The sequence below is a fragment of the Neglectibacter sp. CSJ-5 genome (genome assembly GCF_032490475.1).
Classification (GTDB): domain Bacteria; phylum Bacillota; class Clostridia; order Oscillospirales; family Acutalibacteraceae; genus Hominenteromicrobium; species Hominenteromicrobium mulieris.
Genome location: NZ_JAVYJC010000005.1, coordinates 129662 through 144274, shown reverse-complemented (window position 1 = coordinate 144274; position 14613 = coordinate 129662). Strand labels below are relative to the sequence as shown.

Sequence of the window (14613 nt, the reverse complement as noted above, 5' to 3'; positions counted from 1 at the left end):
CAAAAATTTTAAGGGGTGACTTTTTTGATTCTTTTCAACCTGTTCCCCCGCATGCCGATTGCATGCGTTCCCAAAAGAGTGTCATACGTCGAATCTCGGGTTATCGTCCGCAACGGTTCCCGGCGGCGTAAGTCCGAGGTGCAAGTAAGCCGCGCGCGTGGCACAGCGGCCGCGCGGGGTACGCTGCAAAAAGCCGATTTGCATCAGATACGGCTCCACAACGTCTTCGATCGTCACGGCTTCCTCGCCAATGGCCGCCGCCAGCGTTTCCACACCCACGGGGCCGCCGTTATAATACTGGATAATCGCGTTCAGCATGCGTCTGTCGCCGGAATCGAGCCCAAGCTCGTCAATCTCGAGGCGGTCAAGCGCAATCTTCGCCGTGCTGTATGTGATGACGCCGTCGCTCATGATCTGCGCAAAGTCGCGCACGCGCTTTAACATGCGGTTTGCGATACGCGGCGTACCGCGCGAGCGCGAAGCAATCTCCAGCGCACCGTCCGCTTCAATGTCAATACCTAAAATGCCGGCGCTGCGGGTGACGATTTTCGCAAGCTCCTTCGGCTCGTAGAGCTCCAAACGCAGCACCACGCCGAAACGGTCGCGCAGCGGCGCAGAAAGCTGACCGGCTCTCGTCGTTGCACCGACAAGCGTAAAGCGCGGCAGCGGCAGGTGATAGGACGCCGCCATTTGCCCCTTGCCTGTAATAATGTCGAGCGCAAAGTCCTCCATGGCGGGGTACAAGATCTCCTCTACACTGCGCGGCAGACGGTGAATCTCATCGATGAACAGCACGTCGCCGGGGTTCAGATTCGTCAATAATGCGGCGAGGTCGCCCGGCTTTTCGATAGCCGGGCCGCTCGTGATGCGCAGATTGACACCGAGCTCGTTTGCAATGATGCCCGCAAGCGTCGTTTTGCCGAGACCCGGCGGGCCGTAGAGCAAAACGTGGTCAAGCGATTCTTTTCTCTGCTTTGCCGCCTGAATGAACACCTCTAAGTTTTCTTTTACCTTTTCCTGGCCCACATAGTCCGCAAAGGTACGCGGGCGCAGCGGGTTTTCCACCTCCGCGTCCTCCGGCACATACTCCGGCGCAATGACGCGGTTTTCAAAATCCATTTCGTTGTCTCTGTCAAACGTCACGCGAAAAGCACTCTCCTTTCAGCGTGTATTAAAAGCGGCTTGCCATACTCTTTAAAGCGCCGCGAATAAGCTCTTCCGTAGAGAGGGAGCCGTCCAGCTTCGCCACGGCCTGCGCGGCTTCGGACTGTGTATAACCGAGCACAATAAGCGCCTGCACGGCCTGCTCGGCGTTCTGAGATGCGGAAACAATACCCGCGTCGTCCGTGCCGGTCAGCTCCAGCGTGCCGCCCGTAAAGCCCATCTTCTTCACGCGGTCTTTCAATTCCAGCACGATGCGCTGTGCAAGCTTCGGGCCCACGCCGCTCGCCTTTGTAAACTTTTTGCTGTCGCCGGAGGCCGCCGCCATGGCAACGCCCTCCGGGGTCATTTCGGATAAAATGGAGAGCGCCGCCTTCGGGCCCACGCCGCTGATGGTCGTCAGCATCTTGTAGCAGTTCAGCTCGCTTTTTGTAGAGAAGCCGTATAAATCGAGCGCGTCCTCGCGCACGTTTAAATGCGTATAGACCGTAGCCGTTTCGCCGATGCGCGGCATGTTTTTCTGCGTGTTCATGGAAGTGAAGCACTTAAACGCCACGCCACCGCATTCAATAGCGACAACGCCCGGCTCCATGTGTACAAGTTTCCCGGTAAGACTGTAAAACATCGCTTTTGTCCTTTCTATACCCTCTGTACTCTCTGTCTAAATAGACGGTGTTACCTCAAAAACTGCCGCAGCGCCGTGCCGGAGGCATGGCAGTGGCAAATGGCAATGGCGAGCGCGTCCGCCGTGTCGTCCGGCTTCGGCACCTCGCGCAGGCACAAAAGACGGCGGGTCATTTCCATCACCTGCGGCTTTAAGGCCTTGCCGTATCCCGTAACGGCCAATTTCACCTGCACGGGGGTGTATTCAAAAACAGGCACGCGGGCCTTCTGCGCCGCAAGCAAAATGACGCCACGGGCTTCCGCCACACCGATGCCGGTCGTTTTATTGTTTGAAAAATAGAGCTTTTCCACGGAGATTGCATCCGGATGATACTGCGCCAAAACCTGCGCGATGCCGTCGTAAATGATCTCCAAACGGCGGTTGAAATCCGTGCCCGCCTTGGTTGTCACCGCGCCGTGCTCCAGCGTGCGGTAACGGTTATTTTTCATTTCCACCACGCCGTAGCCGACAATGGCGTATCCGGGGTCGATGCCGAGAACGATCATGCCGTTTTTCCTTTCAAAACAAAAGGGCAGAAAAGCCCATACTGCTTTATAGTATATCATATCTCAGCCCTTTTGAATAGCCGAAAATTTCGAAAAAATTGTGAACGGCACGCGGGTTTTCCGTATAAAAAGCGGACACACCGCCAAAAAGCCGTGTGCCCGCAAAAGCTTACTATTTTTTACTCGGCGAGCGCCTGTGTACGCGCTGCCATGTCCGAAATATGCACGAGTCCGAAGCCGTCCACGCCGGAAAGCACACGGTCGTTGAGCGGCGCCGTCCAGACCTCCGGCAAAAGCTGTGCACCCAGTACCATACCAAGCACAGAGCCCGCCGTGGCGCAGTTGCAGTCCGTGTCAAAGCCCATCGTCAGGCACAGCTCCATCGTGTAGGTGAAGTCCTTCTTGCCCCACAATAAGCCCATCGCGACGATTGCCGCATTCGAGACGGTGTGACACCAGTGGTGCTGATTATTTTCATTGTACTTGCCGAGGATATATGCTTTCGTCTCCTCAGCGGTGTCGCCGCTTTCAAAGCGGCTCAAAATTTCCGCAAGCTCTTCATAAAGACGACTCTTTTTCGGGATCTGCTTCATGCCGGAGCGAATGATGGTCGGCATGTCGTCGTTAACCGCCGCTTTCGCAAGCATCGAGGCAATCCACATTTCGCCGTAGATGCCGTTTTTCACGTGAGAGATGGACGCATCGCGCCATGCCATTTCCGCCGCCGTTTCCATATCGCCGGGGCAAATATAGCCGAACAGATCGCCCCTGATCTGTGCGCCGATCCACTCCCTGTACGGGTTGCGGTACAACGCCGATTCCGGCGGGAAAACGGATTGTGCGAGGTTGATATACGCCACGCGCTCCGCCGTGCACAGGTGTAAAAGCGGCAGGTTCATCAGCCAGTTTTCCGCCGCGTCATCGGGTGTGAAATCGCGCCCGTACTGCTCGACGAGCTTTAACGCGATGAGCGTGTAGTTCGTGTCATCGTCCTCCGGCATGTAAGAGACGTTGTTGATCCACCCGGTTTTCTCCGCGCCGTAGGCGTGTCCGTCGTCGCGCACGTTGTATTTTTCGCGCAGAACAGGCCCGATGTCGGACGAAATGTAGTTTTGCAGCGGCAGGTTGCCGGTCTCTTTCAAAAGTCCGTTGATGCGTGCGCGCCGCCAGCCCTCTACCGGCTGACCCAACAGGCAACCCGCACAGCGGCCGAGCCACGCGCCGTAGATTTTGTCGCAATCCGCTTCGGCTTTCTCTTTCGGCTCACCGACAGATGCCGCCTTGATGCCCGGAAGGTCGGACGGCTCGTCTTTGTCCTGCGGGTTTTCAAGCGCACAAAGCTGCTCTAAAAGCTCTGCGCCTGCGGCGGTACGCGCCGCGCCGCGCGGCATTTCCTTTACCTGCTCGGCACGCTCTTTAAAGCGTTCCGCTTCCAAAATGCCCTCGTCAATCCTCTGCTCGATCTCAATGGGCAAATCGTCACAAAAATCAAACCACAACTGTTCTCTGAGCATAAGCTGTCTCCTCTCCGGCGCATTTGCGTCTGCATAAACATACGACATGCAATCGCTTTGCGCGTAATGGCTGAAACGGTTATTTCACGCACATATCGTGCGCGATATTTCTGTTTTTAATTATACCGCATCATTTTTCAAAAGGCAAATAAAAAACGCCGTGCGAAAACACAGCGTTTTGTACAATCAATCTTTCATTAACGTGACCATAACAGCCTTTTGTGCATGCAGGCGGTTCTCCGCTTCGTCGAAGATTGGGCCTGCGTTCGCCTCGAACACCTCTTCGGTAATCTCCTCGCCGCGGTGTGCCGGCAGACAGTGCTGTACAATGGCATCGCTCTTTGCAACGCCCATGATCTTCTCATCGATGCAATAGCCTGCAAACGCCTTTTCGCGTGCTGCGCGCTCTTCTTCCTGACCCATAGATGTCCACACGTCGGTGATAACGACATCTGCGTCCTTTGCGGCAACCATCGGGTCATCGGTCAGCGTGAAGCAGTCATAGCCGGCTGCAAAATCGAGAATCTCCTGCGGCGGGCGGTAGCCCTCCGGGCAAGCCACAGCAACTTCCATGCCAACCTTCAGGCCGCCGACGATGAGGGAGTTCATCATGTTGTTGCCGTCGCCGATGAAGCACATCTTCAGGCCGTCGAACGAGCCCTTATATTCGCGGATCGTCATGAGGTCGGCTAAGATCTGGCACGGGTGGCAGAAATCCGTCAAACCGTTGATGACCGGCACGGAGCCGTACTTTGCGAGGTCTTCGACCTCCTTCTGCTCGAAGGTGCGGATCATGATGCCGTCCACATAGCGGGAAAGCACGCGTGCGGTGTCCTGCACCGGCTCGCCGCGACCGATCTGCGAGCCTTCGCCCGCGAGCACAACGGCATAGCCGCCGAGTTGATTGATGCCCACTTCAAACGAAACGCGCGTTCTGGTGGAAGACTTCTCAAAAATCATGGCAAGGCACTTGCCCTTTAAGTGGTGGTGCTCGATGCCGTGCTTTGTCTCATACTTGAGCTGGTCGGCAAGGTTCAGAATGTCAATGATCTCCTCTTTGGAGAGATCGAGCAGTTTTAATAAATGTTTCATGGGAATTTCCTCCGTTTATTTAATCTGTTCCGCAAAAATCGCGAGACCGGCATCGATCTCTTCTTTTGTGATGGTGAGCGGCGGCAGAAAGCGCACAAGGTCCTTCGCCGTCAAAATGAGCAGACCCGCTTTCGCGCAAGCATTCAGCACATCATGGGCGTCCTTGTCCTTCACTTTCACGCCGATCATCATGCCGCGGCCGCGCACAAACTCGACGTTCGGCATTTTAAGCAGCCGCTCTTTGAAATACTCACCTTTTTCCTGCACTTCTTTTAAGAATTCCGGCTTGGATACGCGGGAAACGACCTCCACCGCACCGGCGCACACCACGGGGTTTGCACCGAACGTGGAGCCGTTCATGCCGGGGGCAAAGCTGTCCTTTACTTTCTCGCCCGCGATGCATACGCCGATCGGCAAGCCGCCGCCAAGCCCCTTCGCCGCCGTTACAACGTCCGGCAGAATGCCTGCGCGCTGATAGCTGAAGAAGTAGCCCGTGCGGCCGATGCCCGTCTGCACTTCGTCAAGCATCATCAGCACGTCACGCTCCGTGCACAGTGCACGCACGGCCTTTAAATAGTCTTCCTCCATCGGCACCACGCCGCCTTCGCCCTGCACGCTCTCGAGCAGCACGGCGCAGACCTCGGGGTCAGAGAGCTTCGCTTTCAGGTCTTCCACATCGTTGCCCTTGGCATACACAAAGCCCTCGGTCAGCGGGGTGAAAAGCCGATGAAAGCCGTCCTGACCCGTTGCCGCCAATGTGGTGAGCGTTCTGCCGTGAAAAGAATTTTCCAGCGTGACAATCTTATACGCGTGCTTCTTTTCGCCGTATTTACGGGCAATTTTAATGGCGCACTCGTTCGCTTCCGCGCCGCTGTTGCAGAAGAACGAACGGCAAAGGCCGCTGTTTTTTGCAAGCAGTTCCGCAAGCTGTGTGTTTTTATCACAGTAATAATAGTTCGACATGTGCTGAATTTTGCCCGCCTGTTCGGTGACGGCCTTCACCCAGCCCTCGTCGCAATAGCCCAGCGCATTTACGCCGATGCCGGAGGTGAAATCGTAGTAATGCTTGCCCTCCACGTCCCAAGCCTCGGCGTTTTTGCCGTGGCTGAGCGCCACGTCCACACGGCCGTAGGAATGGAGGATATACTCCTGTTCCTGCTTTTTAATTGCTTCAAAACTCATATTCAAAATTCCTTTTGTTTCCACAATATCGTCTGTATCCTGTTGAAAACATATCCGTACTTGTCTTCCACACCGATACTATCGCCGATGAACCCCAATGCTTCTCCCATTCGCCGTTTTCGTTCACGGGTACGGGCGCGGTTTTTCCCTCTTAATAGAACATCGTGCCGATGCCTTCATCGGTGAAGAGCTCGACCAGAATGGAGTGCGGCGTTCTGCCGTCGATGATATGCGCGCGCTCTACGCCGCGGCGCACAGCCTCCACGCAGCAGTCAATCTTCGGAATCATGCCGCCGCTGATGATGCCGTCGCGCTTCAGCTTCGGCACGTCGCTGACGTTTACGACCGGGATAAGCGTGTTTTCGTCGTCCTTATCCCGCAGCAGACCGACAATGTCGGTCATCAAAATGAGCTTGCGCGCGCCGAGCTCCGCCGCAATGCGCGCCGCCGCCACATCAGCGTTGATGTTGTACACCTCACCGTGGTAGCCTGCCGCCACCGTAGAGATAACGGGTGTGTAGCCAGAAGCAATGGCATCTTCAACGATCTTCGTGTTCACTTCGCGGATCTCGCCCACAAAGCCGAGGTCTTCGGCTGCGGGCAGCTTATCCGCCTTCAGCATGGAACCGTCAAGGCCGCACAGGCCGACCGCCTTGCCGCCGGTGTTTTCCAAAAGCTGTACGAGGTCTTTATTGACTTTGCCTGCCAGCACCTGCTGCACAATGTCCATCGTCTCCGCGTCGGTATAGCGCATACCGCCGACAAAGCGGCTTTCCTTGCCGATCTTTTTCAGCATGCCGCTGATCTCCGGGCCGCCGCCGTGCACCAGCACGACATTCACGCCGACGAGCTGCATCAGCACAATATCGTTCATCACGGCTTCTTTCAGCTCCGGGTTAATCATAGCATTGCCGCCGTATTTGACGACGATGGTCTCGCCCGCCCACTTTTTGATATACGGCATCGCCTGCACGAGCACATGGGCGCGGTCGCTGTTCGAGATGCCGATCTTCTTTTCTTCACTCATGTTCTGTAATCTCCGTTGATTTTCACATAGTCATAGGTGAGATCGCAGCCGAAGGCTTCCGCCTCCGCGTCGCCGCTGTTGAGCTCCACCAGAATGGTAATTTCCTTTTCATGCAGCACCTTTGCGGCTTCTTCCTCGCTGAAGTCGATGCCCGCACCGTTCACGCAGACATCTACCTGCCCGTACGCGCTCTTAAAGGACACGTCCACCTTGTTGATGTCGATATCCGCGCCGGCATAACCGATGGCGCACAGCACGCGGCCCCAGTTGGCGTCTTCGCCGAACATGGCAGCCTTGAGCAGAGAGGAGCAGATGACGGACTTTGCAACCGTCTTCGCCGTCTCCCAGTCCTTCGCGCCGGTCGTCTTGCAGATGAGCAGCTTCGTTGCGCCCTCGCCGTCGCCCGCCATCATCATGGAAAGCTTTCTGCAAACCGCCGTCAGCGCCTCAAGAAACGTCTTGTACGCTTCGTTTTCTTCGGTGATCTCCTCGTTTTCCGCCTCGCCGTTCGCCATAATGGCAAGCGTGTCGTTCGTGGAGGTATCGCCGTCCACGCTGATCATGTTGAATGTGGTGTCTGCCGCCGCCTTAATGGCCTTTTGCAGCATCGGCACGGAAATGGCGCAGTCCGTCGTGACAAAGCACAGCATCGTCGCCATGTTCGGGTGGATCATGCCGGAGCCCTTGGAGATGCCGCCGATGCGCACTTCTTTGTCGCCGAGCGTAATCTTTACGGCGCACTCTTTTTCGATGGTGTCGGTCGTCATGATGGCCTTTGCCGCCATGTTGGAACCGTTTTCGTTCAGCAGTGCCGCCAACGCCGGGGCTGCATTCTCAATCGGCGCGATCGGCAAAATCTGCCCGATAACGCCCGTAGACGCGACGATGACATCGTGCGGGTCAATGCCGAGCGCTTCGCCCGCGATTTCGCACATGCGCCACGCTTTCTTTTCGCCGTCTGCGTTGCAGGTGTTGGCGTTGCCGCTGTTGCAGATGACCGCCTGTGCGCGGCCGTCCGCGATATTTTTGCGTGTGACAAGAATCGGCGCACCCTTTACAAGGTTCTGCGTGTAAACGCCTGCCGCCGCACACGGTGTTTTGCTGAAAATCATAGCCAGATCGGCTTTGGACTTATTTTTGCGGATGCCGCAGTGGATGCCGCCGGCTAAAAAGGCCTTGGCCGCGGTGACGCCGCCTTCGATAAACTGCATACTGAATTGCTCCTTATATAAAAATCGCTTTCCCTTAATTTCGTACTCTTTTAGAATGCCGGCGGAACGAGCTTTAAGCCGCAGGTCTCGTCCAGACCGAACAGAATGTTCATGTTCTGAATGGCCTGCCCTGCCGCGCCCTTCACCATGTTATCGATAGCGCTGATGGCGATGAACGTGCCGGTGCGCGGGTCCGTAAAGATGGACACGTCGCAGAAATTCGTGTACTTGATGTTGTGAATATCGGCGCTCTTGCCCTTTGGCAGCAAACGCACAAACGGCTCTTTGCCGTATCTTTCCTCATACGCCGCGCGAAGCATTTCTTCCGTAACGCCCGGCTTGAGTTTTGCATAGCATGTCGCTAAAATGCCGCGGTTCACCGGCAGCAGATGCGGCACGAACGTGATGTGCATTTTCTCACCCGAAATTTTGGAAAGCGTCTGCTCGATTTCCGGCGTATGGCGGTGGCACGCGACTTTATACGCGGACATACCCTCATTCAGCTCCGGGTAGTGGCTGTTCTGCGCCGGCTTTCTGCCCGCGCCGGTCACGCCGGACGCGCAGTTTGCGATGATACCGGTCGTCTCGATATAGCCCTTTTCCAGCGCCGGCACGAGTGCAAGCGGCACCGCCGTGGTGTAGCAGCCCGGGTTTGCAACGAGCTTTGTCTTCTTAATTTCCTCGCGGAACAGCTCCGGCAGACCGTACACGGCTTTTTCGTGCAGCGCCTTATCCGTAAATGTGCCGCCGTACCACTCGGTGTATTCTTCCTCGCTCTTTAAGCGGAAGTCCGCGCCGAGGTCAATGAACGCCTTTCCTTTTTTGTCACACTCCGCAGCAAGCTCCTGCGAAAGGCCGTGCGGCAAAGCGGCAAAGATGACATCGCTTTTTTCCACAACCGCTTCCTGCGTGGTGCAGATGAGGTCGCACATTTCGCGGTATGCCGGGTAAACGTCCGACAAAGCCTGTCCCTCAAAGCTTACAGAGCTGACGGCCGCAAGCTCCGCTGCGGGATGCTCCGCAATCAGGCGGCAGATCTCCGCGCCCGCATAACCGGTGGCGCCCACGACGCCGACCTTAATCTTTTCCATTTTGATACCCCCAACAAAGGTAAAATTGAATTTATAACCCGTTTACGATCGTGCGCACTTCTTTTGCCGCCGCGCGGACGTTCTCCGGGCACGGCGCACCCTTGACCTTGCGGTCGCGCACGCATTTTTCAAGGTTGATGGCCTCGTACACGCCCTCGTCAAACGCATTACAGACCTTTTTGTATTCGTCGATCGGCAGCGTCTCCAGCGTCAGGCCGCGCTCGATGCACAAGGCGACAAGCTCGCCCGTAATCTTATACGCATCGCGGAACGGCAGGCCCTTTGAAGCCACCAGATAATCCGCGCAATCCGTTGCATTGATGAAGCCCTTTGCCGCTGCGGCGCGCATGTTCTCTTTTAAAACGCGCATTGTTTTCAGCATCGGGATAAACGGCGTCAGGCACAGGCGCAGGGTATCCACCGCGTCAAACACGGCTTCCTTGTCCTCCTGCATGTCCTTGTTGTACGCGAGCGGCAGACCCTTCATCATGGTCAAAAGCGCCATCAGGTCGCCGAACACGCGGCCGCTCTTGCCGCGGATGAGCTCCGTAATATCCGGGTTTTTCTTCTGCGGCATGATGCTGGAGCCGGTGGAAAACGCGTCGTCCAGCTCGATGAATTTAAACTCCCACGAGCACCAGAGAATGATCTCCTCGGAAAATCTCGAAAGATGCACCATCGCAAGCGAGATCGCCGCGGCGATTTCCGCGCAGAAATCGCGGTCGGCAACGCCGTCGAGGCTGTTGCGGCTCACGCCGGAGAAGCCGAGCAGCTTCGCCGTCAAATCACGGTCGAGCGGGTACGTTGTTCCGGCCAAAGCGCCGGAGCCGAGCGGGCAAACGTCCATGCGCTTTAACGCGTCCTGCATACGGCCGATGTCGCGCAGGAACATTTCGGCATACGCCATTAAATGATGCCCGAACGTGATGGGCTGTGCGCGCTGCAAATGTGTGTATCCCGGCATAACGGTGTCGGCATATTCCTCCGCCCGGTCGCACAGTACGTTGATGAGCTCTTTTAACTGTTCCATGAGCCCCGCGCACTCCTTGCGCAGCGTCAGACGAACATCCAGCGCAACCTGATCGTTGCGGCTGCGGGCGGTATGTAATCTCTTGCCTGCGTCGCCGATGCGCGCCGTCAGCTCGCCCTCGATAAACGTGTGAATATCTTCGGCATCGGGGTCAATGTGCAGAGCGCCCGTCTCGATGTCCTTTTCGATTTTCTCAAGCTCCGCGCAGATCTTTTCGCTTTCGCCTTTGTCGATGATTCCCGCCGCGCCGAGCATTGTGGCATGCGCAATGCTGCCCTCAATGTCCTCTTTGTACATGCGGCTGTCAATAGAAATAGACGAGTTAAAGTCGTTCGTCTTCGGGTCTGCCTCCTTCTGGAAGCGGCCTTTCCATAATTTCATGGCTGAATCTTTCCTTCCCGTTTATGGCAGAAAAGGGCAGGCAGATGAATGCCTACCCTAAATCTACTTTTGGATTATTTATTTTCGGTCTTTGCCTTCATGTGTGCATAAACCTTGATCGGCAGGCCGAACAGGTTGATGAAGCCGTCTGCATCCGCCTGATTGTAGACCTCATCCTCATCGAACGTTGCGATCTCCGGGTCATACAGGCTGTACGGAGAGGTGACACCTGCATCAATGATGTTGCCCTTATAAAGCTTCAGCTTGACATCGCCGGTGACGGTCTGCTGGGTGGAATCTACAAATGCGGAAAGCGCCTCGCGCAGCGGGGTGAACCACTGGCCGTAGTAAACAAGTTCCGCAAACTTCAAACCGATCTGCTGCTTGTAGTGGAACGTGTCTCTGTCCAGGCACAGCTCTTCAAGCTTATTGTGTGCGTGGTAAAGGATTGCACCGCCCGGAGTCTCATAAACGCCGCGGCTCTTCATGCCGACAAGTCTGTTCTCTACGATATCCGCAAGGCCTACGCCGTTCTTGCCGCCGAGCTCGTTGAGCGTCGTTACAACTTCCACACCGTTCATTTCCTTGCCGTTGATGGCGGTCGGCTTGCCCTTTTCAAAATGAATCGTCACATAAGTGGGCTCGTCCGGGGCCTGCTCCGGGGAAACGCCGAGCTCAAGGAAGCCCGGGTGGTTGTACTGCGGCTCGTTTGCCGGGTCTTCAAGGTCAAGGCCCTCATGGGACAGATGCCAGATGTTCTTATCCTTGGAGTAGTTTGTTTCACGGTTGATCTTCAGCGGAATGTTGTGTGCTTCCGCATACTCGATTTCTTCTTCTCTCGATTTGATGCTCCACTCTCTCCACGGAGCGATGATGGTCATTTCGGGAGCAAACGCCTTAATGGTCAGCTCGAAACGAACCTGATCGTTGCCCTTGCCGGTGCAACCGTGGCAGATGGCGTCTGCGCCCTCGGCCTTGGCAATTTCAACGATGCGCTTTGCGATGATCGGGCGGGCAAAGGACGTGCCGAGCAGGTACTTGTTCTCGTAGACCGCACCTGCCTGTACGGTGGGATAAACATATTCCTGAATGAAGTCTTCCTTGAGGTCTTCAATGTAGAGCTTCGATGCACCGGTCTTCAGTGCTTTTTCTTCCAGACCGTCAAGCTCCGTGCCCTGACCCACGTCGCCGGAAACCGCGATAACCTCGCAGTTGTTGTAGTTTTCCTTCAGCCACGGGATGATGATGGAGGTATCCAGACCACCGGAGTACGCCAGAACGACCTTTTTAATATCCTTCTTTGCCTTTGCCATGATGTAACCCTTCCTTTTTTCATAAACCGCCGTCATCGTGCGGCGGAGAATTATTTGTTTCAACGGTCATTATTATACACCGTTTTCCGGAAAAATCAACCTTTTTTTGAATATTTATTCATCTTTTTTAAAAGTTGTCGAAATTTCCAGATTTCATGCGGGTTTTTCGGCTTTATATTTGTGTATTTTTCAAAATTCAACCTTCAAAAGTATGCATTTTAGAATGAATAAAGCGCATATTATACATTTGTATACACTGTTTTATACATTTTCGCTTTCGGAATTGTTTTCTACGATATAGGGCTTTATAAGTGCCATTTCGCGCGGCTCCACACGGGCATGAATAAGGAGCCCTTCCGCCACGTATTCTTCGGAGACGAGCGCGCCCGCTTTTCTCAGCTGTGCCGCAATGCCCGTCTTTGCAAACGGCAGCAGCGCCGTCACGTCCACAGGCTTCACCGGCAGGTTATCTTCAATCGCCTGCAAAAGCGCCGGGATGCCTTCGTTTTTCAGCGCACTGATGCGCACCGCGCCCGTCAAATGCAAAGCGCTGTCCGCATCGCTCACAAGATCCCATTTATTGAGCACCGGGATAACCGGGCGGTCACCGCAGCCGAGGCTCTGCAAAATTTCATTTGTCACGTCCAAGTGCGTGCGCGCTTCGGGGCTGGAAGCATCGCACACGTTCAAAATGATGTCCGCCGTTGCAGCCTGCTCCAACGTGGAGCGGAACGCCTCCACCAAATGGTGCGGCAAGCGGCGCACAAGGCCGACCGTATCGATGAGCATAACGGTCTTGCCGCCGGGCAGCTTCAACGCGCGCGCCGTGGGGTCCAGCGTCGCGAAAAGCTTATCCTCCGCCAAAACGCCCGCTTGCGTCAAGAGATTCATCAAGGTCGATTTGCCCGCGTTCGTGTAACCGACGAGCGCCACCGTCACCGCGCCGTCCTTTTCGCGGCGGCGCTGCGTCTCGTGGCGGCCGACTTCAATTTTCTTCAACTGCTCGCGCAGCGCTTCAATTCTGCGGCGAATGTGTCGACGGTCGGTCTCCAGCTTCGTTTCGCCCGGGCCGCGCGTGCCGATGCCGCCGCCGAGACGCGAAAGCGCCGTGCCTTTGCCGGTCAAACGCGGCAGAAGGTATTTCAGCTGCGCCGCTTCCACCTGCACCTTACCTGCGCGGCTCTGCGCACGCTGCGCAAAAATATCGAGGATCAGCATCGTGCGGTCCACAACGCGCACGTCCGTCGCATTTTCAAGGTTGCGGATCTGCGTCGGCGTCAGCTCGCGGTCAAAAATAATCAGCTCAATCTCGTTGTTCTCGCAGAAATTCCGAATTTCCTCCACCATGCCGCTGCCTACACACGTCGCGGTCTCCGGGGAGGGGCGCTTCTGCATCATCGTCGCAATAGGCTCCGCGCCGCCGCTTTTTGCAAGCTCCCACAGCTCGCGCAGTGATTCCTCCGCGTCATACTCGCCTGTGTCCAGCGAGACCAAAAGCGTGCGCTCCGGCACGATTACGTTTTCCGTATAATTCATAAGGTTCTCCTTTTTCGTGTCTGATTTATCGTTTCAAAGCCGCAGCGTTTTCCGCCGCACAGCCTGTGTTTTCATTTCTTATTATACAGAAAACAGCACGGAAAACAACGTGCTTTTACGAAAAACAGACCCACACCGCGTAAAATAACATTTGCACCAACCGCCGCCCTGATGTTTTGGCGGTTTCTTCCATAGTTTTCGCCCATAGCTTTATGCTATAATGGAGCTGTAAAACTCGGAAAGGATGAGCCTCATGTATCGCTTTGCCCCCCAGTAAACACACCCATTTTTAAGAAAGGGCCGATTTTATGAAAAAGCAATTTGCGGTCATGTTCTGCCTTTTGGCGATATTTACATGCCTTGTCGGGTGCTCCGGAAAAACGGAAGGTCTGTTTCCGTCTGCGTTTGTCCGTGCGGTGGGACAGGAAAAAGCGGACGCGCTGAAAACGCTCGGTGTCACCGAGCAGGCGCTCTCCGGCTATACTGTGGACGTTTACGGCAAAACCGCCGATGTGCAGCTTTCATTTGACGCATATCGCGGCGATGAAACCTCCGCCGGCAAGCTCAACTACGCAGAGCTCACCGTACCGTGCACGCCGAATGATGACGGCTTTTCATACATGCGCACCTGCTATGATGAGCTTGAAAAAGCGCTCGGCGAACCGTTCACGACCGACGTGAACATGGACAGCGCTTCCGCCGAAGACGGTGCCGATGCGCTCTTTGCGGCGCTGCAAAAAGATGCAGGCGGCGAAAACATCTGCGCCTTACAATACCAGTGGCGCGGCCTCGGTGAAAACGAATCGCTGCTTTACCTTTACTATTACCCGAACGAAAACGGCACAGCGCGCGTGAAGCTCACATTCTTGCCCCAAAGCCGCGCACAAATTCCATAATCGCTTTCA

Annotated in this window: 13 protein-coding genes; 1 reads left to right on the top strand and 12 read right to left on the bottom strand. The window is 55.5% G+C overall.

The annotated features are described in order from the left end of the window. Positions 1-81: 81 nt before the first annotated feature. The 12 genes from ruvB to hflX all read right to left on the bottom strand — a co-directional run bounded on the left by ruvB (position 82) and on the right by hflX (position 13708). Positions 82-1119, bottom strand: a complete 1038-nt coding sequence (ruvB, locus tag R2K26_RS11545) for a Holliday junction branch migration DNA helicase RuvB (RefSeq protein WP_176820631.1) — start codon at positions 1117-1119, stop codon at positions 82-84. A 52-nt stretch (positions 1120-1171) separates the two neighbouring features. Then, positions 1172-1786 carry a Holliday junction branch migration protein RuvA gene (gene ruvA, locus R2K26_RS11540; RefSeq protein WP_176820608.1) on the bottom strand — a complete coding sequence of 205 codons (615 nt, stop codon included), beginning with the start codon at positions 1784-1786 and terminating at the stop codon, positions 1172-1174. A gap of 50 nt (positions 1787-1836) precedes the next feature. After that, complete coding sequence (ruvC, locus tag R2K26_RS11535; RefSeq protein ID WP_176820632.1) at positions 1837-2331, bottom strand: crossover junction endodeoxyribonuclease RuvC; 495 nt, start codon at positions 2329-2331, stop codon at positions 1837-1839. A gap of 179 nt (positions 2332-2510) precedes the next feature. Then, positions 2511-3845 (bottom strand): ADP-ribosylglycohydrolase family protein, encoded by a 1335-nt coding sequence (locus R2K26_RS11530; protein ID WP_316521302.1) that lies wholly within the window; start codon positions 3843-3845, stop codon positions 2511-2513. A gap of 186 nt (positions 3846-4031) precedes the next feature. Next, complete coding sequence (gene argF, locus R2K26_RS11525; protein WP_308449272.1) at positions 4032-4937, bottom strand: ornithine carbamoyltransferase; 906 nt, start codon at positions 4935-4937, stop codon at positions 4032-4034. A gap of 15 nt (positions 4938-4952) precedes the next feature. Next, a complete protein-coding gene (locus tag R2K26_RS11520) occupies positions 4953-6119 on the bottom strand; it encodes an aspartate aminotransferase family protein (protein ID WP_316521297.1) in 1167 nt (388 codons plus the stop codon). A 151-nt stretch (positions 6120-6270) separates the two neighbouring features. After that, positions 6271-7146: an acetylglutamate kinase gene (gene argB, locus R2K26_RS11515; protein WP_316521295.1), complete on the bottom strand. Its 876-nt coding sequence runs from the start codon at positions 7144-7146 to the stop codon at positions 6271-6273. Further along, positions 7143-8357 carry a bifunctional glutamate N-acetyltransferase/amino-acid acetyltransferase ArgJ gene (argJ, locus tag R2K26_RS11510; RefSeq protein WP_316521293.1) on the bottom strand — a complete coding sequence of 405 codons (1215 nt, stop codon included), beginning with the start codon at positions 8355-8357 and terminating at the stop codon, positions 7143-7145. Before argJ ends, argB begins: the two co-directional genes overlap by 4 nt. A 50-nt stretch (positions 8358-8407) precedes the next feature. Continuing rightward, positions 8408-9448 carry an N-acetyl-gamma-glutamyl-phosphate reductase gene (argC, locus tag R2K26_RS11505; RefSeq protein WP_316521290.1) on the bottom strand — a complete coding sequence of 347 codons (1041 nt, stop codon included), beginning with the start codon at positions 9446-9448 and terminating at the stop codon, positions 8408-8410. Between the two features lie 31 nt (positions 9449-9479). Next, entirely contained in the window at positions 9480-10859 is a 1380-nt protein-coding gene (gene argH / locus R2K26_RS11500) for an argininosuccinate lyase (RefSeq protein ID WP_316521287.1), read from the bottom strand. Positions 10860-10933: 74 nt separating this feature from the next. After that, positions 10934-12172 (bottom strand): argininosuccinate synthase, encoded by a 1239-nt coding sequence (locus R2K26_RS11495; RefSeq protein ID WP_316521284.1) that lies wholly within the window; start codon positions 12170-12172, stop codon positions 10934-10936. 261 nt (positions 12173-12433) lie between these two features. Next, the gene (gene hflX, locus R2K26_RS11490; protein ID WP_316521281.1) at positions 12434-13708 is read right to left on the bottom strand and encodes a GTPase HflX; all 1275 of its coding nucleotides are present in this window, start codon (positions 13706-13708) and stop codon (positions 12434-12436) included. A 308-nt stretch (positions 13709-14016) separates the two neighbouring features. Between hflX and R2K26_RS11485 the strand changes: the two genes are divergently transcribed. Beyond that, entirely contained in the window at positions 14017-14604 is a 588-nt protein-coding gene (locus R2K26_RS11485) for a hypothetical protein (RefSeq protein ID WP_316521278.1), read from the top strand. Positions 14605-14613: the final 9 nt, after the last annotated feature.